General features: G+C 76.3%; 14 protein-coding genes and 1 pseudogene. 4 read left to right on the plus strand and 11 right to left on the minus strand.

Annotated features, from left to right (window positions below; genetic code table 11):
- Nucleotides 1-221: 221 nt before the first annotated feature.
- On the minus strand, nt 222-1,457 hold the full coding sequence (locus tag ACIP60_RS36180; RefSeq protein WP_400693221.1) for an MFS transporter: 1,236 nt from the start codon (nt 1,455-1,457) through the stop codon (nt 222-224).
- 17 nt (nt 1,458-1,474) lie between these two features.
- On the opposite strand from ACIP60_RS36180, the gene ACIP60_RS36185 reads away from it, so the two are divergent.
- Nucleotides 1,475-2,728: an ROK family protein gene (locus tag ACIP60_RS36185; RefSeq protein WP_400693224.1), complete on the plus strand. Its 1,254-nt coding sequence runs from the start codon at nt 1,475-1,477 to the stop codon at nt 2,726-2,728.
- Between the two features lie 166 nt (nt 2,729-2,894).
- Here ACIP60_RS36185 and ACIP60_RS36190 read toward each other — a convergent pair whose 3' ends face one another.
- Nucleotides 2,895-3,623, minus strand: coding sequence for a polyprenol monophosphomannose synthase (locus ACIP60_RS36190; protein ID WP_400693226.1), 729 nt, complete (start codon nt 3,621-3,623; stop codon nt 2,895-2,897).
- Between the two features lie 160 nt (nt 3,624-3,783).
- Here ACIP60_RS36190 and ACIP60_RS36195 point away from each other — a divergent pair, with 160 nt between their 5' ends.
- Together ACIP60_RS36195 and ACIP60_RS36200 are read left to right on the plus strand one after the other, a co-directional pair.
- On the plus strand, nt 3,784-4,647 hold the full coding sequence (locus ACIP60_RS36195) for a PhzF family phenazine biosynthesis protein (protein WP_400693229.1): 864 nt from the start codon (nt 3,784-3,786) through the stop codon (nt 4,645-4,647).
- A gap of 195 nt (nt 4,648-4,842) precedes the next feature.
- Nucleotides 4,843-5,949 (plus strand): PLP-dependent cysteine synthase family protein, encoded by a 1,107-nt coding sequence (locus tag ACIP60_RS36200; protein ID WP_100835451.1) that lies wholly within the window; start codon nt 4,843-4,845, stop codon nt 5,947-5,949.
- Nucleotides 5,950-6,070: 121 nt separating this feature from the next.
- On the opposite strand, the gene ACIP60_RS36205 is transcribed toward ACIP60_RS36200, so the two are convergent.
- The 3 genes from ACIP60_RS36205 to ACIP60_RS36215 form a co-directional block, all read right to left on the minus strand.
- On the minus strand, nt 6,071-7,801 hold the full coding sequence (locus ACIP60_RS36205; protein ID WP_400693233.1) for a sulfatase: 1,731 nt from the start codon (nt 7,799-7,801) through the stop codon (nt 6,071-6,073).
- Between the two features lie 84 nt (nt 7,802-7,885).
- Nucleotides 7,886-8,884, minus strand: coding sequence for a formylglycine-generating enzyme family protein (locus ACIP60_RS36210; protein WP_400693236.1), 999 nt, complete (start codon nt 8,882-8,884; stop codon nt 7,886-7,888).
- A gap of 1 nt (nt 8,885) precedes the next feature.
- Nucleotides 8,886-10,319, minus strand: coding sequence for an arylsulfatase (locus tag ACIP60_RS36215; RefSeq protein ID WP_400693239.1), 1,434 nt, complete (start codon nt 10,317-10,319; stop codon nt 8,886-8,888).
- 207 nt (nt 10,320-10,526) lie between these two features.
- On the opposite strand from ACIP60_RS36215, the gene ACIP60_RS36220 reads away from it, so the two are divergent.
- A complete protein-coding gene (locus ACIP60_RS36220) occupies nt 10,527-12,071 on the plus strand; it encodes an MFS transporter (RefSeq protein WP_400693242.1) in 1,545 nt (514 codons plus the stop codon).
- Nucleotides 12,072-12,149: 78 nt separating this feature from the next.
- Here ACIP60_RS36220 and ACIP60_RS36225 read toward each other — a convergent pair whose 3' ends face one another.
- From ACIP60_RS36225 to mscL, 6 genes and pseudogenes are all read right to left on the minus strand, one after another.
- A complete protein-coding gene (locus tag ACIP60_RS36225) occupies nt 12,150-15,329 on the minus strand; it encodes a BTAD domain-containing putative transcriptional regulator (protein WP_400693246.1) in 3,180 nt (1,059 codons plus the stop codon).
- A gap of 102 nt (nt 15,330-15,431) precedes the next feature.
- Nucleotides 15,432-15,737: pseudogene (locus ACIP60_RS36230) on the minus strand (transposase); the annotation flags it as partial.
- A 69-nt stretch (nt 15,738-15,806) separates the two neighbouring features.
- Nucleotides 15,807-18,251, minus strand: coding sequence for a right-handed parallel beta-helix repeat-containing protein (locus tag ACIP60_RS36235; RefSeq protein WP_400693248.1), 2,445 nt, complete (start codon nt 18,249-18,251; stop codon nt 15,807-15,809).
- A gap of 213 nt (nt 18,252-18,464) precedes the next feature.
- Nucleotides 18,465-19,367 (minus strand): MOSC domain-containing protein, encoded by a 903-nt coding sequence (locus ACIP60_RS36240; protein WP_400693251.1) that lies wholly within the window; start codon nt 19,365-19,367, stop codon nt 18,465-18,467.
- Nucleotides 19,368-19,544: 177 nt separating this feature from the next.
- Nucleotides 19,545-20,141, minus strand: coding sequence for a DUF6643 family protein (locus ACIP60_RS36245; protein WP_400693253.1), 597 nt, complete (start codon nt 20,139-20,141; stop codon nt 19,545-19,547).
- A 338-nt stretch (nt 20,142-20,479) separates the two neighbouring features.
- Nucleotides 20,480-20,932 (minus strand): large conductance mechanosensitive channel protein MscL, encoded by a 453-nt coding sequence (gene mscL, locus ACIP60_RS36250; RefSeq protein ID WP_100835442.1) that lies wholly within the window; start codon nt 20,930-20,932, stop codon nt 20,480-20,482.
- Nucleotides 20,933-20,976 lie beyond the last annotated feature (44 nt).

The raw sequence follows: 20,976 nt of genomic DNA on the forward strand, positions 1-20,976 counted from the left end.
CGCCGGACCTCGCGGTGCCGCGCCCTCCGCCCGTGCTGCGGTGGCTGGATCCGGCGGGTGGCCGACTCGCGGACCCGGGCGTGCGGGGGAGTCGACGGCCCGGCCGGTCCGCCACGGACGGCGGGACGGCGGGACGGCGGCCCGGGCGCGTGGGGGCGTCCGGGCCGCCGTCGTCGTGTTCCGGTGCTCTCCGCGGTGCGGCCGGAGGGGGTGACCGGCCGTCAGGCGGCGCGGTGGCGGCGGACGGTGAGGGCGAGCAGGCCGGCCAGGGCGGAGCTGGCGGCGACGGTGAGGAGGGCGGCGGGCAGCGAGAGGGCGTCGGCGAGGAAGCCGATCACCGGGGGGCCGATCAGCATGCCCGCGTAGCCCAGCGTGGAGGCGGTGGCCACGCCCTGCGGGCCGGCGGTCGCGCCGGCCTGGGCGATCGCCAGCGGGAAGACGTTGGCCAGGCCGAGGCCGACCAGGACGAAGCCGGTCAGCGCCAGCGGGACGGACGGGGCCAGGGCGGCGGTCGTCATGCCCGCGCAGGCGGTCAGGCCGCCCAGCAGCATCACCCTGGTCTGGCCGAGCCGTTCGGAGAGCCAGGTGCCGGAGAGCCGGCCCGCCGTCATGGCGAAGGCGAAGGCGGCGTAACCGGCGGCGGCCGTCGCGGTGCTGGCGTGCACGTCGTCGGTCAGGTGCAGGGTGGCCCAGTCGGCGAGGGCCCCCTCGCCGTACGCGGTGCACAGCGCGGTCAGGCCGAGCAGGACGACCAGCAGCCGGGCGTGCCCGGACAGCCCGGCGGGCGCGGCGGCGGCGGGCGCGGCGCTCTCGTCCGGGGCGGGGCGGACGGCGGCCGGGGCGCGCAGCAGGGCGGTGCCGGCCAGTGCGACCACGGCCAGGCCGAGCGCGCCGGAGGCGGCCAGCGCCCAGGAGGCGCTGATCCGGCCCGCGAGCAGGCCGCCGACCGCGGCGCCGAGCAGGCCGCCGAGGCTGTAGCCCGCGTGGAAGCTGGGCATGACGGGCCGTCGGAGTTCGGCGACCAGGTCGACCGCGGCGCTGTTCATCGCCACGTTGGCCGCGCCGTAGCCCGCGCCGAACAGCAGCAGCACCGCGCCGAGCGCGAGCACCGAGTGGGTGTGCGCGGGCAGCGCCACCGCGAGCGAGAAGACGGTGACCGCGGCGACGGTGACCCGGCGCGAGCCGTACCGCAGGCACAGCCGCCCGACCAGGGCCATGGTGGCGACCGCGCCAGCCGAGATGCACAGCAGGGCCAGGCCCAGCGCGCTGTGCGAGGCGGAGACCTGGGCGCGGACGTCCGGGATCCGGACCACCCAGGCGGCGAACAGGAAGCCGTCGACGGTGAAGAAGGCGGTGAGGGCGAGGCGTGCCGCCGACCAGGAGGAGCGTCGGCCGGACGGGGAGGTGGGGGAGGCGGGACGGGCGGGACGGGCTTCTATTTTGTTTAGTAGCGGCACAAAGTCAGAATAGGGGAGTGCCGCACACACCTTCAAGCCCGAATCCCAGCCAGAATCCGAGCCCGAGCCCGGCCCGGCGGCCCGCACCCGACCGCGGCCGCACCCTGCTCGGACCGGCCCTGCGCCTGATCCACACCGGACAGGCCCCCACCCGCTCCGCGCTCACCCGCGCCCTGGACATCACCCGCGCCACCGCCGGCGCCGTCACCGGCGAACTGGAGGCGCTCGGCCTGATCACCGTCGACTCCCGCCCGGCCGGCGGCGGCCGGGGCCGCCCCTCGCACCGCCTCGCCCCGGCCGACCCCGGACCGGCCGTCCTCGCCGCCCAACTGCACGCCGACGGGATCTCCGCCACCCTGGCCGGACTCGGCGGACGGCTCCTCGACCCCGTCCACCTGCCGCTGCCCGCCGACACCTCGCCCGCCGCGCTGCTCGGCACCGTCGCCGAGGCCGGCGCCCGGCTCGCCCGCGACAGCCGCCGCCGGGTCCTGGGCTTCGCGCTCGCCCTGCCCAACCCCGTCACCGAACCCGACGGCACCGCCCTCGCCGCCCTGCACTTCGGCTGGCCCTCCGGCACCCCCGCCGCCGCGCTCTTCGCCGAACGGGTCGCCCGCACCGACCTCGGCCCGCGCGCCCGCACCGCGCTGCCCACCGCCGTCGCCAACGACGCCAACCTCGCCGCCCTCGCCGAACACCGGCACGGCGCCGGCCGCGGCGCCCGCCACCTGCTGCTGGTCACCTCCGGCCACCGCGGCGTCGGCGGCGCCCTGGTCATCGACGGCCGCCTGCACACCGGCAGTTCCGGCCTCGCCCTGGAGGTCGGCCACGTCACCGTCGACCCGCTCGGCCGCCCCTGCGCCTGCGGCAACCGCGGCTGCCTCAACGCCGAGACCGACACCGGCGCGCTGTTCGCCGCCGCGGACCGCCACCCCGACCCGGACCGCCCGCTGCTCCCGCAGGCCCGCGCGCTGGCCCACGACCCGACCGCCGCCGACGCCCTCGAACACGTCGTCGACCGGCTCGGCCTCGGCCTCGCCGGGCTGGTCAACATCCTCAACCCCGACCGGATCGTGCTCAGCGGCCTGCACCTCGACCTGCTCGCCGCCGCTCCCGACCGGCTCGCCGCGGTGGTCGCCGAACGCTGCCTGTGGGGCCGCAGCGGACGCATCCCGATCGTCCCCGCCCAGGTCGTCCACGCCGGGCTGGTCGGCGCGGCCGAACTCGCCTGGGAGCCCTACCTGGACGACCCGCAGGCCGTCGCCGCGCCCTGAACCGCCCGGAGCGGAGAACGGGAACCGCCCGGAACGCGAGCGGGGAGCGGGGCCGGAGAGCGGAACGGCGCGGGCCGACGTCCCGTCACCCGCGCCGTCCGGCGGCCCCGCGAGCCGCCGCGCCGACTGCCCGCCTGCCGGTCTGCCGGTCTGCCTGCCTACTTGTCTACTTGCCGAAGCGGAGCTTCCAGGGGGCCACCGCGGACTCCAGCTGCACGCCCAGGCTCATCTTCGACATGCCCTCGACCCGCTCCTCGAAGCGGATCGGCACCTCGGCGATCCGCATGCCCTGCCGGACCACCCGGTGGTTCATCTCGACCTGGAACGAGTAGCCGTTCGAGCGCACCGAGTCCAGGTCGACCCGGCGCAGCGCCTCGGCCTCCCACGCCTTGAAGCCGGCCGTGGCGTCCTTCACCTTCAGCTGGAGGATCGCGTTGACGTAGAAGTTCGCCCAGGCCGACAGCGCCTTGCGGTGCCACGGCCACTCCGAGGCGGTCGAGCCGCCCGGCACGTAGCGCGAGCCCAGCACCACCGAGGCGTCCGTCCCCGTCAGCTTCTCCACCATCGCCGGGACGGCGGTGTGCGGGTGCGACAGGTCGGCGTCCATCTGCACCACGATGTCGGCGCCGTCCTCCAGCGCCCGCGACATGCCCGCGATGTAGGCCCGGCCCAGGCCGTCCTTCTCGGTCCGGTGCAGCACCGAGACGCTGCCGCCCGACTCGGCCGCCAGCTTGTCCGCGACCTCGCCGGTTCCGTCCGGGGAGTTGTCGTCGACGACCAGCACGTGCAGGTTCTCCATGCCGAGGTCGGCCAGCCGACCGACCAGGACCGGCAGGTTCTCCCGTTCGTTGTAGGTCGGAACAACCACAACTACCTTCGGGTGGACCTCAGCCATGTTCTTCTTTCCTCGATGCCGTGCGAGCGGGATGCGGCAGTCTAGCGTTCCCGTCCGAACGCCCGTCCCCCCGGGCCGTTCCGGCCCCGGCACCGGCCCCGGCACCGGCCCCGGCGGGGGGCCCGGGAATCACCGGCCCCGGCCGTCCCGTTCAGCAGGCATGACCCCCACCGCACCGGGCCACCGTCCCGAACCGCTGCACTACGCCGCCTTCACCGCCGACCCGGCCGGCGGCAACCCCGCCGGGGTGGTGCTGGACGCGGCCCCGTTCACCGACGAGGAGCAACTCGCCCTCGCCGCCCGCCTCGGCTACTCCGAGACCGCCTTCCTCACCGCCGACCCCGACCGGCCGCGGGGCTACGCCGTCCGCTACTTCAGCCCGCTGGCCGAAGTCCCGTTCTGCGGCCACGCGACCATCGCCGCCGCGGTCGCCCTCGGCGAACGGCACGGCCCCGGCGAGTTCCTGTTCACCACCCAGGCCGGGCCGGTGCCGGTCACCGTCACGGGGAGCGCCGCGGACGGCTACCGGGCCACCCTGACCAGCGTCCCCGCGACGGTCGAGGACGCGGCGGAGGCCGACGTCGCCGAGGCGCTGGCCGCGCTGCGCTGGCGGGCGGAGGAGCTGGACCACCGGCTCCCGCCGCGGATCGCCTACGCCGGTGCGCGCCACCTGGTGCTCGCCGCGGCCACCCGGGCCCGGCTCGCCGACCTCGACTACGACTTCGACGCGCTCGCCGCGCTGATGCGGCGGCTCGACCTGACCACCCTCCAGCTGGTCTGGGAGCAGGACGCCGCCACCTACCACGTCCGCGACCCGTTCCCGGTGGGCGGCGTGGTCGAGGACCCGGCCACCGGCGCCGCCGCGGCGGCCTTCGGCGGCTACCTGCGCGAGCTGCGCGGCCTCACCGCCGCCCGCCTCACCCTCCACCAGGGCGAGGACCTCGGCCGCCCGGGCGTGCTCACCGTGGACCTGGTCGAGGGCGACGGCCGGGTCCGGGTCACCGGGCGGGCGGTGCCCATGTAGCGGGCGCCCGACGCCCCACCGGCCCCGGCCTCCCCGCTCGTTGACGCGCGTTGCCACGCGTTGCCATAAGGGGAAGCTGGGGCTTCGGTAATCGTCACTTATCGTAGTCGACTGTTACACTGGGTGGGGAATTCGGGGGTCCGGGCCGGGGTGCCCGGCGCCGGAGCCCCCGGCGGGCGGCGAGGAGAGCGTGCGATGAGCGACCACACCCAGGACGTGGACCGGACCGACCCCGAGTACCGGGCCTGGCTCAAGGAGGCCGTCCGCCGCGTCCAGGCCGACGCCAACCGCTCCGCCGACACCCACCTGCTGCGCTTCCCGCTGCCCGCCGAGTGGGGCATCGACCTGTACCTCAAGGACGAGTCCACCCACCCCACCGGCAGCCTCAAGCACCGGCTGGCCCGTTCGCTGTTCCTGTACGGCCTGTGCAACGGCTGGATCCGGCCCGGCGCGCCGGTCATCGAGGCGTCCAGCGGCTCCACCGCCGTCTCCGAGGCGTACTTCGCCCAGCTCATCGGCGTCCCCTTCGTCGCCGTGATGGCCCGCGGCACCAGCCGCGCCAAGATCGAACTGATCGAGTTCCACGGCGGCCGGTGTCACCTGGTCGACAACGCGGGCCAGGTCTACGCCGCCGCGGCCGAACTCGCCGCCGAGACCGGCGGCCACTACATGGACCAGTTCACCTACGCCGAGCGGGCCACCGACTGGCGCGGCAACAACAACATCGCCGAGTCCGTGTTCGCCCAGCTCCGCCTCGAACCCCACCCCGAACCGGCCTGGATCGTCGCCACCGCCGGCACCGGCGGCACCTCCGCGACCATCGCCCGCTACGTCCGCTACATGCAGTACGACACCCGGATCTGCGTCGCCGACCCGGAGAACTCCTGCTTCTTCGAGGGCTGGGTCCACCACGACCCCGACGCGCACTGCCCCACCGGCTCCCGGATCGAGGGCATCGGCCGCCCCCGGATGGAGCCCTCCTTCGTGCCCGGCGCGATCGACCGGATGATGAAGGTCCCCGACGCGGCCTCGATCGCCGCCGTCCACCTGCTGGCCGACGTCCTCGGCAAGAAGGCCGGCGCCTCCACCGGCACCGGCCTGTGGAGCGCGCTGCGGATCGTCGCCGAGATGCGCGCCGAGGGCCGCACCGGCAGCGTCGTCACCCTGATCTGCGACCCGGGCGACCGCTACCTCGACAAGTACTACTCGGACGGGTGGCTGGCCGCCGAGCACCTCGACCCCCGGCCGCACCGCGCCGCCCTGGAGGGGTTCCTCGCGGGCGGCGACTGGGCCGAGGGCTGAGGGCTGAGGGCCGGGGGCCGGGGGCCGGAAGCAGGGGGCCGGAGGCAGGGGATCGAGGGCCGGGGGCCGAGGGGGCGTCAGGCCGGTTCGCCGGTGCGGCCCGCGGTGGCGGCGCCCGGGGTCACTGGACCCTGGGCAGCACGAACGGCATCTCCTGGCCCGGCTGCACGGTGACGTTCTCCCCGACGTGCCGGGTGATCTGCCCGCCGGAGTAGGTCTTGCCCAGCACGGGGAAGGAGATCGGCTCGTGGCCGGCCCGCAGGGTGGCCAGCGGGGCGTGGGTCTGCTCCAGCCAGTTGATCAGCTTGAGCCCGAGGCTGTGCGCGACCGCCTTCTGCTCGCCCGCCAGGTCGTGCGTCTCGCCGAGGTCGTTCACCAGGTCGTACAGGGCGGCCGAGTGGGTCTCGTAGTCGAAGACCAGCTTCCAGCGGCCCGAGCGGATCACCGACTGCGGGCGCTGGTCGCGGCCGTTCTCGGCGAGGTAGCCGGGCAGGTGCCAGTAGAGGGCGTCGCGGTCGACCGTCGCCGCCGGGTCGGCGAATAGCCGGCTGAGGTCCTTCCCGTCCAGGGGCTGCCCGGCGGGGAGGGCGGCGCCGGCCAGCGCGGCGAAGGTGGGGTAGTAGTCGATGGTGTCCACCGGGGTCGAGTCGACCCGGCCGCCCCGCACCAGTGCGGGGTTGGCCGACCAGGCGATGAGCGGGACCCGCAGGCCGCCCTCGTGCAGCTCGCCCTTCTGCCCGCGCAGCGGGCCGTTGTCGGTGTAGGTGCCCAGGCCGCCGTTGTCGGAGGCGAAGACGACGACGGTGTTGTCGGCCAGCGCGTGGCCGGGGTTGCGCGGGTCCGGGGTGGTCTCCAGGTGGTCGACCACCCGGGCGACGCCCTGGTCGAGCCCCTCGGTCAGGGCCGCGTAGGCCGCGTTCGAGATTCCGGTGCCGGGCTTCTTCTGCCGGTACTTGGCCAGCAGGTCGGCGCGGGCCTGCCCGGCGCTGACCGGGTTGTGCACGGCGTAGGAGCCCATGAACGCGAAGAAGGGCGCGTCCTTGTGCCGGTCGACGAAGTCGATGGTGGCGTCCGTCACCGCGTCGGTGACGTGCTTGTCGGTGCCGACCAGGGCGTTGACGGCCGCCGGGTCCTCGCCGCGGGCGTACGGCTTGATGTTCGCGTCCACGTACTGCTGCGTGTAGGGGGCCCCGAAGGCGTCCAGCCCCGGCCCGATCTCCGACGCGAACACCCCGGCCTTGGCGTGGTAGGCCCCGGGCTGGCCGGCGGAGGAGCCGCCGATGTTCTCGTCGAAGCCGTGCACCGAGGTGATGTCGGAGTCGTGCTCGGCGACGTGGAACTTCCCCACGTACCCGGTGGTGTAGCCGGCGCCCCGCAGCGTCTCGCCGACGGTGGTCACCCGCCCGGGCAGGTCGGGCGCGCCGTCGGGCAGGCCCTGGGCGGGGCCGACCAGCAGGGTCTCGCTGCCGCCCCGGTTGAGGTCGTCCACCTGGTAGATGTTGTTGTCCGGCCGGGTCGGGTAGAGGCCGGTGAGCAGTTCGGCCCGGCTCGGCGCGCAGTTCTGCGAGGCGTACGCGTTGTCGAAGGCCACGCCCTGCTGGGCGAGCCGGGCCACGGCCGGCGTCTCGATGTAGTCGTTCGGGTGGCCGGCGGTGGTCAGCGGGGTGCTGACGTCGGCCCAGCCGAGGTCGTCGGCCAGGATCAGCACGATGTTCGGTTTCGCCGGTGCGGCGGAGGCGGTGGAGGCGGCGGGCCGGGCGGGTTGGGCCGTGGCCGGGGCCGCGAGGACGGAGAGGGTGAGCGCGGCCGGGAGCGCGAGCGCGCCGAGGGCCTTGCGGCGGGTGCCGGTCATGGGGTCACGGGGTCCTTCCGGAGGGTGGGGTGCCCGCGTCGGTGCGGGTGTCCGGTCCGACGCGGGTCGTGCGGGTCGTGCGGGTCAGCGCGGGGCGTCCGCGTCGTTGGCGCAGCGGAAGCCGATGTTGGCGGCGGCGGATTCGGGGGTGTTGCCGGAGCGGGCCGCGACCCGGTAGCGGTAGCAGTACGAGTCGTGGCACAGGTACGAGCCGCCCCGCATCACCCGGGCCCCGTTGGGTCCGCTCAGCGGTCCGCGCGGGTCGTGCACGGGCGGTCCGCCCGCGCGGGCGGCGTAGGTGTCGGCGGCGAAGGCGTCGGCGCACCACTCCCAGACGTTGCCGACCGGGTTCCACAGCCCGTAGCCGTTGGGCCGGTACGACCTGGCGGGGGCGGTGGCCAGGTAGCCGTCCTCGGTGGTGTTGCGGGACGGGAAGTCGCCCTGCCAGATGTTGCACAGCCAGCGCCCGCGCGGGGTGAGGTCGTCGCCCCAGGGGAACCGGTTGCCCACCCGGCCGCCGCGGGCGGCGAACTCCCACTCGGCCTCGGTGGGCAGCCGCTTGCCCGCCCAGGCGCAGTACGCCTGGGCGTCGTGCCAACTCACCTGCACCACCGGGTGGTTCTGGAGTTCGCCGATGGAGGAGAGCGGTCCGTAGGGGTGGCGCCAGCAGGCGCCCCGGACGACCAGCCACCACGGCGTGCCGGTGGCTCGGCCGAGCACGTCCGCCGGGCGGGCCTGGATGGTGAGGTGGAAGACGGCGGACACGCCGAGCCGCTCCGCCTCGGTCACGTAGCCGGTGGCCTTGACGAACGCGGCGAACGCGGCGTTGGTGACCGTGGTGGCGTCGAGGTGGAAGGGGTCCAGGCGCACCTCGTGCACGGGCCCCTCGCCGTCCTGCGGGTAGCCCTCGCCGAAGGCGTCGCCCATCGCGAACGTGCCGCCCGGCAGCAGGAGTTGGCCCCGGGTCCGGCGCGCCTCGGGTGCCGGGCGGAAGGGGGCGGGCGGGGGCGGCGCGAGGGTCGGCAGCGGCAGCGGCCCGCCGTCGCACGACGCGGCCCCGGCGGACGGGGAGCAGCAGTGCACGTCAGCCCCCCGCGACCGCGTCGGCGAGCAGTCGCTCGGCCTGGCCGACCAGGTCCGGGTGGGCGGTGGCCACGTCGCTCCGCTCGCCGATGTCGGCGAACACGTCGTAGAGCTCGACCGGCCCGCCCGCCGGGCGCACCCCCTTCCACCGGCCGAAGCGCACCGCCTCCGCCCCGTCCTCGGCCCGCCAGTACAGCGGTGGCCGGGCGGGCTGCCCGGGGCCGGTCAGCGCGCGCCGGAACGACACCCCGTCCAGGCCGGGCGGCGTGGCGCCGCCGCCGAACTCGGCCAGCGTGGGCAGGAAGTCCCACACGGCCACCCGGTCGCGCAGCACCGTGCCGGGCTTCGGCGTGCTCGCGGTCCGCAGGGACGCCGGGAGCCGGACGATCAGCGGGACCCGGACCCCGCCCTCGTACACCGAGAACTTGATGCCGCGCAGCGGGCCGTTGCTGTCGAAGAACTCCGGGTCGTGCGGCAGCGTGCTGCCCACGTGCTCGAAGTGGGCCCCGGCGGCGTGCGGCCCGTTGTCGCTGACGAAGACGACCAGGGTGTCGTCGGCGAGGCCGCGCTGGGCCAGCCGGTCCAGCACCGTGCCGATCCGGGTGTCGGTGTAGGTGATCTGGGCGGCGTGGTTGCGCTCGCCCTGCGGCCAGGGCTCGGCGGAGTACGGCGCGTCGTCGGGGATCTCGTTGGGGGCGTGCGGGGTGTTGTAGTTCAGGCTGAGGAAGAACGGCCCGTCCTGGTGGCGGTCGATGAAGTCCAGTGCCTCCCGGGTGAAGAGGTCGACGGCGTACGTGACGTCGGCGCCCTCGTTCTCGGGGTGGTCGACCCGCTCGCCGTTGCGCCACAGGTAGGTCGGCCAGTAGTCCTGGGCGTGCACCTGGTCGATGTAGCCGAAGAAGTGGTCGAAGCCCTGCCGGTTGGGGTGGCTGGGGCTGTCCCCGGTGTCGGGCCCGAGGCCCCACTTGCCGACCAGGCCGGTGGCGTAGCCGGCCGCGTGCAGCACCTCGCCCACGGTCACGTCCTCGGCGGCCAGCCCCCGGGCGGCGTCCGCGTTGGACTTCACCCGCGAGTGGCCGGTGTGCCGGCCGGTCAGCAGCGAGGCCCGGGTCGGCGCGCAGGAGGGGTTCGCGTACGCCTGGGTGAACCGCACCCCCTCGGCGGCGAGGCGGTCGACCACCGGCGTCCTGATCACCCGCTGGCCGTAGCAGCCGAGTTCGTTCCACCCGAGGTCGTCGAGCACGATCAGCAGGATGTTCGGCCGCCGGCCGCCCGCGGTCGGTGCGGTGGCGGTCGGTGCGGTGGCGGCGGCCGGGGCGGCGGTGGCACCGGGAGCGGTGGCCAGGCCGGCCAGCGCGGTCGCCACGGCACCGGCGAGGAGGGCGCGGCGGGACGGGCCGGTGGTCGACCGGCCGGAGGGGTTCCGTGAGGGCATGGGGAGACGACACCACGTATGCGATATCCGAATCAACGGATTCCGGTAGATGGCAACGTAGCAGACATGTGGGGTAACACCCGGCGGCCCGCCGCCCCGGCTCCGGGCGTCCGGCGGGGTACGGCCCGCGTGCCAGCGGCGTGCCAGCGCCGTGCCAAGGGTCCCCGGGAGGGTGGGGGAATCGGCACGGATGTCCTGGAGGGCGTGATGGTGGAAGCGGTTGGTTCGGCCCGGCGGTGGTGGGCGCTGGGGGCGTTGGTGGTGACCGTGCTGGTGATCGGGCTGGACGGGACGATCGTCAACGTGGCGCTGCCGACGCTGGCCCGGGACCTGGGGGCGGACAGCACGGAGCTGCTCTGGATCGGCGGCGGCTACCTGCTGACGTTCAGCGTGGCGATGCTGCCGGTCGGACGGATCGGGGACCGGCTCGGGCACAAGCGGGTGCTGACCGCGGGCGTCGGCCTGTTCGGCGCGGCCTCGCTGGCGGGGGCCTTCACCGGGTCCGCCGGCGGGGTGATCGCGGTGCGGACGGCGATGGGCCTCGGCGCGGCGATGATCATGCCGATCTCGATGGCGCTGCTGTCGCGGATCTTCCCCAAGGAGGAGGTCCCCCGGGCCATCGCGGTCTGGACGGCCGCCGCCGCGCTGGGCATGCCCGCCGGGCCGGTGATCGGCGGCTGGCTGCTCGACCACTTCTGGTGGGGCTCGGTGTTCCTGTTCAACGTCCCGGTGGTGGCGGTCGCGCTGCTGGCGGGCACCCTGCTGCTGCCCGGCGACGGCCCGCGGGACCGGACCCGCACGGCGCCGTTCGACGGGCTCGGCACCGTACTGGGCACGGTCGGCCTCACCGCGCTGGTCTACGGGACGATCCTGGTCCCGACCGACGGCTGGACCGACCCGTCGGTGCTGGGCGCGCTGGGCGCGGCGGCGGTGCTGCTGGCGCTGTTCGTGCGGCAGCAGCGCCGGGCCGCCGAACCGCTGGTCGACCCGGCGCTGTTCGCCGACCGCCGGTTCTCCTGGGGCACGCTGACGGCCGTGTTCGGCAACTTCACGGTGATGGGCATCCTGTTCGTGGTGCCGCAGTACCTGGAGACCGTCCAGGGGTACGACGCGTTCGGCACCGGCCTGCGGGTGCTGCCGCTGATCGGCGGGCTGATGGTGTCCGCCGCGCTGAGCGAGGGACTGGTGCCGCGGATCGGCGCCCGGGTGGTCGCCCCGGCCGGGCTGGTGGCGCTGGCGGTGGGCGTGTTCCTCGGCGCGGGCGCCGGGCCGGACAGCGGGTACGGGTCCACCGCGCTCTGGCTGGCGGTGGTCGGCGTCGGCTTCGGCCTGGTCGTCGTGCCGTCCACCAGCATCGTGATGGCCTCCCTCCCGGAGGCGAGGACCGGCGTCGGCACCAGCCTGCTGGAGACGCTCCAGCAGGTCGGCGGCGTACTCGGAGTCGCGGGCCTCGGCAGCCTGCTGAGCGCCGGCTACCTGGCCCGGATCGACGTGGACGCCCTGCCGGGACCCGCCGCCGCCACCGCCCGGGACTCGGTCGCGGGCGCCGACGCGGTCGCCGCACGCCTGCACGACCCCGCCCTGTCGGCCTCCGCGCACGGCGCCTTCGTCCACGGCATGAGCGGGGTCCTGACCGCCTGCGGCGCGGTCGCCCTGCTGGCCGCGGTCCTCGCCGCGCTGTTCCTCCCCGGCCGGACCGCGGCACCGCTGCCGGACACCACCGCCGACGAGACGGCGCCCGCCGCGGTGTAGACCGCGCGCCGGGGGGCGGGAGCCCTGCGACGCGAGTGCGCCGTCCCTCCGGAGCGCGTGCCCGGCCGGGAGCGGGGCCTAGCCGCGCAGCTCCGGGGGCTGGTGGCGGCCGTGGGCGTACGCGGCGGCGAAGGCGGTGGGGCCGAGGGCGCGGGTGGCGGCTTCGGTGGCCCGGGTGGCGTCGGGGCTGCGGGTGGGGCGGTAGCCGTGCAGGGTGTGGGCGGCGCCCAGGAGCGCGGCGGCGTGCCGGTGTTCGCCGCGGGCGGCGGCGAGTGCGGCCAGGCCCTCGGCGAGGACGGCCCGGGTGCGGCGGTGCGGGTCCTGGCCGAGGGCGGCCAGGGCTTCGGCGTGCCGGCGGGCGGCCTCGGCCAGGTCGTGCTGCTGTTCGGCGAGGCAGCCGAGCCGGCTGTGCACCAGGGCCGCCGCCCGGCGCAGTTCGGCGCGGCCGGTCCGGGCGTCGAGCGACTCCAGGGCGTGCAGCAGCGGTGCGCGGGCCGCGGCCGGGTCGCCGGAGCGGCGGGCGAGGTCGCTGAGGGCGAGCAGTCCGGCGGCGGCGTTCGCGTGCTCGCCGAGGCGTTCGGCGATGCCGACGGCCCGTTCGAGGTCCTGCCGCCCGCGCACCGGGTCGCCCGCCTCGGCCCGGGCCCGGCCCAACTGGACCAGCACCGGGGCGCAGTGGTCCGCTCCGGCCGCCGCGCCCGTCCGGTACGCCTCCTCGCCGAGCCGGACGGCCGCCGGGCCGTCGCCGCGGATCAGGGCCAGTTCGAGCAGGCCGCCGATCGCCGCGTTGCGGCCCCACCGGTCGCCGATCCGCTCGAACGCCCGGCTGCCGCAATCGAGGTGTTCGGCGGCCGGCTCCAACCGGCCCTCGTCCAGGGCGAGGTGGCCGAGCCCCAGGTGGGCCGCCGCCCGGACCCACGGGTCGGCGTGGCCGAGCAGTTCGCGCAGGCCGCGCAGGCCGGCCGGCCGGTCGTCCAGCAGCAGCGCGCAGCCGGGCCGGAGCAGGTGCAGCACCGGGTGGGCCGGCCGGTCCGGGACGGTCGCCAGGACCGTCGCCACGGCCTGCCGGACCGCCGCCGGACCGGGCTCCTCCGGGCCGCCCACGGTGCCCACCAGGACGGCGACGGTGGTGCACAGCGCGTGGGCGTCGGCCAGGCCCGGCGGGACCCGCCCGCCGACCAGTTCGCGGACGGCGAGCGCCCAGCCGCCGGCCTCGCCCGCGCGGTCGCCGGTGATCCAGAACCAGACCAGCGCGCCCGCCAGCCGCAGCGCGCCCGCCGCGTCGCCGGCCGCGACCAGGTGGCCGAGCGCGGCGTGCAGGTTGTCCCGCTCCGCGTCCAGCCGCGCCGACCAGCGCACCTGCCCCGGGCCGCGCAGCTCCGGTTCGGCCCGCTCTGCCAGCGCCAGGAAGCAGGCGGCGTGCGCGTCCGCCGTGCGGGCCGCCGCGCCGGACTCCGCCGACTTCTCGGCGGCGTACGCCCGGACGGTCTCCAGCAGCTGGTAGCGGACCTCGCCGCCCGCGCCGTCCCCCACCGCCCGCACCAGCGACTTGTCGATCAGCGCGGCGATCACCCCGACCACGTCGGCCCCCGGCGCCAGCGGCCCGCAGACCCGCTCGGCGTGCTCCGGCGTCGCCCCGCCCGCGAACACCGACAGCCCCGCCAGCACCGCGCGTTCGGCGTCCTCCAGCAGCTCCCAGCTCCAGTCGACCACCGCCCGCAGCGTCCGGTGCCGGGGCAGCGCCGCCCGGTCGCCGCCGGCCAGCAGCCGGAAGCGGTCGTCGAGCCGGTCCGCGACCTGCCGCAGCGTCAGCGACCTGGTCCGGGCCGCCGCCAGCTCGATCGCCAGCGGGATGCCGTCCAGCGCCCGGCAGATGTCCACCACCAGCGGCGCGCAGTCCGCGTCGACCCGGAAGCCCGGCCGGACCGCGGCCGCCCGGTCCGCGAACAGCCGCACGGCGGGGGAGCCGAGCACCGCGTCCGGGCCGTCCGCGGCCTCCGGGGTGAGCGGTGGCAGCGGCAGCGAGGGCACCGGGCACAGCGACTCGCCGGTCAGCCCGAGCGGCTCCCGGCTGGTGGCCAGCACCCGGACGTGCGGGGCCCGGGACAGCAGCCCGGCCGCCAACTCGGCCGCCCCGTCCAGCAGGTGCTCGCAGTTGTCCAGCACCAGCAGCAGCCGGCGGTGCTCCAGGGCCGCCGCCAGGCGCTCGACCGGCGGCGGCAGCACGCCCAGCGGCTCGCCCACCCGCAGCACGTCCGGGACGCCGACCGCCAGCAGCGCGGCCTGCGCCACCTCGGCGGACGAACCCACCGGCGCCAGCGGCACCAGCCACACCCCGTCCGGGTACCGGTCCGCCAGCTCCGCCGCGACCTCCACCGCCAGCCGGGTCTTGCCCGCTCCGCCGGGCCCGGTCAGCGTCACCAGCCTTGCCGCGCCGAGCAGTTCGCGCACCGCCGCCCGTTCCTGCTCGCGGCCGACGAAACTGGTCAGCGCCAGCGGCAGGTTGGAGCGGCGCGGCCCCGGCCCGGCGGCGGGCGCGGGCGCGGAGACGGGCTCGCCGCGCAGCAGCGCGAGGTGGAGCGCGGCCAGGTCGGCGGACGGGTCCACGCCGAGCTGCTCGGCCAGCGCGCGCCTGGTCCGCTCGTACCGCTCCAGCGCGGCCGCCCGCCGACCGGAGGCCGCCAGGGCGCGCATCAGCAGGCCGTGCAGCCGCTCCCGGAGCGGGTGCGCGGCGGCCAGCCCCTCCAACTCGGCCACCAGGCCCCGGTGCAGGCCGAGCGCCAACTCGGCCTCCACCCGGTCCTCGACGGCCGCCAGCCGCAGCTCCTCCCAGCGCCGCGCCGCGCCGTCCGCGAACTCCGCACCGGCGAACTCCGCCAGCGCCGGACCGCGCCACAGCCCCAGCGCCCGCCGCAGCACCACCAGCCGCTCCGCCGGGGCGGCCAGCGCGCGGGCCACCCCCAGCAGCCGCTCGAACTCCACCGCGTCGACCTCGCCCGGCCCCGCGCCCAGCCGGTAGCCGCCCGCCACCGCCACCACCACGTCCCGCCCGCCCAGGGCCCGCAGCCGCGACACCAGCGTCTGCAACGCGTTGCCCGGCGCGGCGGGCGGCGCACCGCCCCAGAGGTCCTCCACCAGCCGTTCGGACGGCACGGCCCGGCCCGCGTCCACCACCAGCCGCACCAGCAGCCCCCGCAGCCGCGCCCCCGCGACCTCCGACCCCCGGACCTCCAACGGGCCCAGCACACCGATCCGCACCCGGGACCACCCCCGCCGGCCAGTGTGCCAGCCCCCGCCCGCGACCGTTCACCGGGGCGCGGGGCGCGGGCCGCCGCCGGGGCCCCGCGCTCAGCGGCCGACGCGGGACCAGTCCAGGTCGCCGGCGCGGTCCAACTCGCTCAGCAGCACGCCCTGGAGGCGGTCCCAGACGCCGGTGTCCTGCCACTCGCGCAGGCGGCGCCAGCAGGTCATCCCGGAGCCGAAGCCCAGCTCCTGCGGCAGCCACTCCCACTGGATGCCGGTGTGCAGCACGAACAGGATGCCCTGGAGGCACCCCCGGTCGCCCAGCGACGGCCGTCCCGCCCCCGTCCGCCGCCGCACCGGCAGCAGCGGCTCCACCTCGTCCCACAGCTCGTCCGGCACCAGCCACGGCGGTCGCTTTCCCACGCCGGGCTCAACGAGCCGGCCGGCGATCGGACATGGGAGGAGCGGAAGAGCGGGGCGGGACGGCGGCGGTCAGCCCGGCAGGTCGGCCGGGACCAGGAGCTGGAGGTCCTCGGTGGTGGGGGAGGGGAGGTGGGCGACCCGGGAGGCGTGGCGTTCGACCATGGTCTCGAAGACCTGGCGGGCGGTGCGGCCGTTGCCGAAGCCGGTGCTGCGGTCGATGGCGGTGAAGTGGCGGAGCAGGGCGGTCTCGGTGGCGTCGGCGAGCCGGTACTCGTGCTCGGCGGCCTGGGCGCGGGCGATGTCGAGGAGCTCGTCGGCGGTGTAGTCGGGGAAGGTGACGGTGCGGGAGAAGCGCGAGGAGAGGCCGGGGTTGGCGGACAGGAAGCGCTCCATCTCCGCGGTGTACCCGGCCACGATCACCACGACCGCGTCGCGGTGGTCCTCCATCAGCTTGACCAGGGTGTCGATCGCCTCCCGGCCGAAGTCCCGGCCGCCGTCCTCCGGGGCCAGCGCGTACGCCTCGTCGATGAACAGGACGCCGCCGCGGGCCCTGTCGAAGGCGGCGGCGGTGCGGATCGCGGTGGAGCCGATGTGCTCGCCGACCAGGTCGAGCCGGGCGACCTCGACCAGGTGGCCGCGCTGCAGGACCCCGAGGGAGGCCAGGATCTCGCCGTAGAGCCGGGCGACGGTGGTCTTGCCGGTGCCGGGGGAGCCGGTGAAGACCAGGTGGCGGCGCGGCGAGGGGGCCTTGAGCCCGGCCCGCTGGCGGGCCCGGCCGACCGAGATCAGGTCGATCAGGGTGCGCACCTCCTGCTTGACCGTGGCGAGGCCGACCAGGGCGTCGAGTTCGGCCAGCGCCACGTCCGCCGGGCGGCAGTCCGGGATCGGCCCGATCACGGCGGTGGCGGCGGCGGTGGCGGAGGTCTGCACCAGGGTGGCCAGCGGCGGGGCGGCCGGTCCGGGCACCGCCCCGACGGGCAGGGCGGGCAGGCCGGGTCCGGCGGGCAGGGCGGCCGGGGCCGGGGACCCGAGCGGCGCCGCGTCGTCCGAGGTGCAGCCCTCGGCGACCGGCCCCGGCTCGGAGAACTCGAACCCGGCCCGGGCGTTGCGCTCGGCCCGGCAGCGGATCAGCCGGGTCCGGCAGCCGTCGATCACGTGGAAGCCGAAGCCGCCCTGCGAGACCCGTACGGTGTCGAACTCGCCCCGGCCCTGCGCCGACACGTACACCCCGGCCTCGCTCGCGCCGCGCACGGTGCACTCGCGCAGCACCGGGTCGGCGCCCTTGGTGACGATCACGCCGGTCGCGACGTCCGAGATCTCGCAGTCGGTCAGCAGGCCGCCGGAGCCGTGGTCGCGGAACCACAGGCCGGTGCCCGCGCCCTGGATCCGGCAGCCCGACAGGTTCGCGCTGGCACCGCCGCTGACCGAGACGGCGGAGGAGCGGATCCCGCTGAACGAGCAGTCCCGGGCGGTCGCGGACGAGCCCTGGTCGAGCACGAACAGGGCGTCCGGGAGGTCGTCCAGGGCGCAGTCGGCGAGCTCCACGGCCGCGCCGTCGCTCACCCACAGCGCCGGGTAGTCGCCCTGCGCGGAGTGGAAGCGGCAGCCCTCGGCGACCACCCTGGTGCCGTCGTCCCAGACCGAGAGCGCGCCCCGGCCGAAGCCGTGCACGGTGACCTGGCGCAGCGTCAGCTTCGCGCCGCCGCGCAGGTCCGCCGCATTCTCCGGCACCTCGTGCACCCGGCAGGAGGAGAGTTCCAGCTCGGCGCCGGTGTCCAGGCTCAGGCCGTTGCCGGAGACCCGGTGCACCGTGCAGTCGGTCAGCCGCCCCACCGCCTGCGCCTCGGCCTGCACGCCCGAGCCGCGCACCTCCGCGATCTCGCAGCCGATCAGCTCCGCCAGCGTCCCCGGGTCGGCCAGCAGGACGCCCGCCCCGCCGGCCCGCCGGACCTTGACCCGCTCGGCGCGCAGCCGGGAGCCGGCCAGCACCGCCAGGCCGCTCTGCCCGGCCGCGGTGACCTCGCAGTCCAGCAGTTCGGCCCGGGACCGGGCGCGCAGCCGCACCCCGAGGCCGGTCGGGTTCTCCACCACGCAGTCCACCAGCCGGGCGTCGGTGCCGTCGTCCAGCTCCACGCCCACCGCGGCGGCGGCCTCCACCCGGCACTCGGCCAGCACCGCGCCGTCCGCGCCCGCCAGCAGCACCGCCGGGGCGGAGCGGTCGGAGCCCTCCACCACCAGGCCGCGGACGGTGGCCGCGGCCGTCACGGTCAGCGCGGTGCCGCCGCGCACCGCGCTCTCCGGCGGGGAGATCCGCACGCTGCCCGGCCCGTCCTCGGTCACCAGCGTCACCGCCCGGTCGACCAGCACCGCCTCGCGGAACGTCCCGGCGCGGAGCGTCAGGGTGTCGCCGGGCTCGGCGGCCTCCAGGGCCTCGCGGAGGGTGGCGTACTCCCCGCTGCGCCGGCGCCAACGCGAGGCGCTGTCCTGCGTGACCCGGACCCTGAGCTCACCCATGACGATCTGTCATCCCCGCCTTCGTCGGTCGCGTCGGTTGCGTCGGGACGCTGCGCGATCACCCCACCGTAGCGCGCGGGGCGTTCCCGGCGGACCGCCGTCCGGGTCCGGCGCCCGGTTCAACGACCGAGGCCGGGGGTGGTTCCGGGTGCACGGGGCTGACGGCGCGGGCGGGCGGCCCCGCGGCGGCGCGTCGGCGCCGGTCAGCGGCGGTCAGCGGCGGTCCGGCAGCGGCGCCGGGGCCTCCTCCAGCACCTCCACCCGGTCGCCGACCGCCAGCGTCCCCAGCACCTCGGCGGGCGCGGCGGGGCGGACCGGGACCAGGTTCTGGCCGAACACCAGCTTCTGGCCGAAGCGGTGGTGGCGGCCCAGCGCCCGCAGCGGCTCGGGGCCGCGCCGCTCGCCGGTCTCCTGGTCGGTGGTGGTCACCACGCAGCGCCCGCACGGCTTCGCCACCCGGAACTCCAGCCCGCCGACCCGGATCCGCCGCCAGCCGTCCTCGGCCCACGGCGCGGTGCCGGACACCACCAGGTTGGGGCGGAAGCGCTCCATCGGCAGCGCCGCGCCCTTGCGCGGGTCGTCGGGGTGGTCGGCGGCGATCCGGGCGTTCAGCTCGTCGAGCGAGGCGGTGGTGGTGAGCAGCAGCGGGAAGCCGTCGGCCATCGAGACGGTCTCGTCCGGGTCGGCGTACTCCGGGTTGATCGGGCGGCTGGTGGCCGGGCGGTCCAGGTGGACCAGCCGGACCTCGCCGAGCTTGGCGGGCAGCCGTTCGGCCAGCCAGGCGGAGGTGTCCTTGCCGGCCTCGGCGGCGGAGAAGCGGGTGCCGAAGACGCTGACGTCGGCCTCGGGGGCGCCGGCGGCGAGGCTGGGCGCGGGCAGGGTGTGGACGTCGCCGTCCGGGCCGGTCAGGGTGAGCGACGCGCCGTCGGCGGACGGGGCGGGGCGGAACTGCCCGATCGCGGGCTCGTCGCGCTGGGTGAGGGCGGTGCCGTCGGCGTCGACCAGCATCCAGCGGCGGTCCCCGGCCAGGCCCCAGGGCTGCACCGCGGCGGACGGCGGGCTGAGCCGGTACATCGACTTGACGGGGTACAGGTGCAGGGCGGCGAGACGGGGCATGGCGCCCATCCTGCCAGGCGGGCGGGGGCCGCGGCAGGCGGGTACGACGGTTCCCCGGGCCCCTGGCGGGGCACGGGGAACCGTGGCGGTGCGGGTCCGCCCCGGTGGGGTGCGCGGGCGGACGGGTGGGGGAGAAAACGCTCCGTTGCGTGGTGACCTCGCCCCCCGGAGGGGTTCTCAGCCTGCCTGCGGGTACTGCCGGTACTGCGGGTACTGCTGCGGGGCGGCCGCCGGGCGCAGGGTGTTGCCGCCGAAGGACTGGTCGCCGAACGACTGCTGCTGCGGGGCGGGCTGGGCGCCGAACTGCTGGGAGTTGAAGGTCGGCGTGAAGCTCTGCGGGGCCGCGGCGAAGCCGCCGGGGGCCTGCGGGGCCGGGTAGCCCTGCCCGGGCTGCGGGTAGGCCGGGGCGGCCGGGCGCTGGCCGAAGCCCTGCGGGGCGCTCGCGTAGCCGGGCTGCGGGGGCTGCGGGGCGTGGGCGTAGCCGGGCTGGGCCGGGATGTACGGCGCCGGGGCCGGGGTGCTGCTCGGGCCGGGGCCGAGGGCGAGACGGGCCGGGGGCAGGGCGGGCAGGTTCGACTGGGAGGAGTCGGGACCGGTGCCGAAACCGCTGCCGTAGGCGGAGGACCAGGACGCGGCCGGGAGGGCCGGGGGCACGTTGATGGGTGCGATCTGCGGGATGCCGCGCTCTGCGACCAGGCTGTCGTAGATGGGCGTGCCGGAGGAGAAGGACGGAGGGGGGTAGCCGACTCCGTCGTAGGAGCGGGGCGAGGTCATGGGGCATACCGTAAGCCCACAACGTGCCTGCTGAGGAGAGCGGAACGGCCTGGAGTTCAACTGTTTACAGACTCTTCGCTCGCCCGAATCGGGCAATGCCGTACAGAGTCGGGCGAATGGGCGTCCGGTTTCGGTCATCCGGGGTCCACCGGCCGTGCACCCCGCGCTCATCCGGGCCCGTCCGGGGGTGGACAAAAGCCACCGATCCGGTCAGCCGAAAGGCTGCGCCAAGGTTCCGTTAAGGCGCGGTGAGGCACGGGGGCCCGGACCGCCGTCGGGAAGCGGTCCGGCCCGGACGGCGGGAGCCGTCCGGGCCGGGGGTCGTGCGGAAAGGGCGCTCAGCGGGCGGTGGCGCTCGCGACGGCCTGGGCGGGGAAGCCCGGGCGGCCGGCCAGTTCGGTGGTGCAGTGGGCGCACCGGGTCGCGGCGGCCGGGACGGTGCTGAGGCACTCGGGGCAGTCGGCCTTGGCCACCGGGGTGTCCTTGACCGGGTTGAAACGGTTCTGCAGCCTGCCGACGGGCACCACCACGGCGAAGTAGATCACCGCGGCGACCAGCACGAAGCTGATCAGCGCCTGGAGGAACGCGCCGTACGGGAAGGTGACGCCGGCGACGTCGAACGTCTCCTTGCTGAAGTCGCCGACCGCGCCGGAGGCGATGCCGATCAGCGGGGTCAGGAAGGCTGCGACGAAACCGGTGACGACGGCGGTGAAGGCGGCGCCGATGACGATGCCGACCGCGAGGTCGACCACGTTGCCGCGCAGCAGGAAGCTGCGGAATCCCTTGAACATGGCGGCCATCCTGGCGCGTCAACCTCCCCCCGGTCCAACCGAGT

It is taken from the genome of Kitasatospora sp. NPDC088783, from assembly GCF_044750705.1.
GTDB lineage: Bacteria > Actinomycetota > Actinomycetes > Streptomycetales > Streptomycetaceae > Kitasatospora > Kitasatospora fiedleri.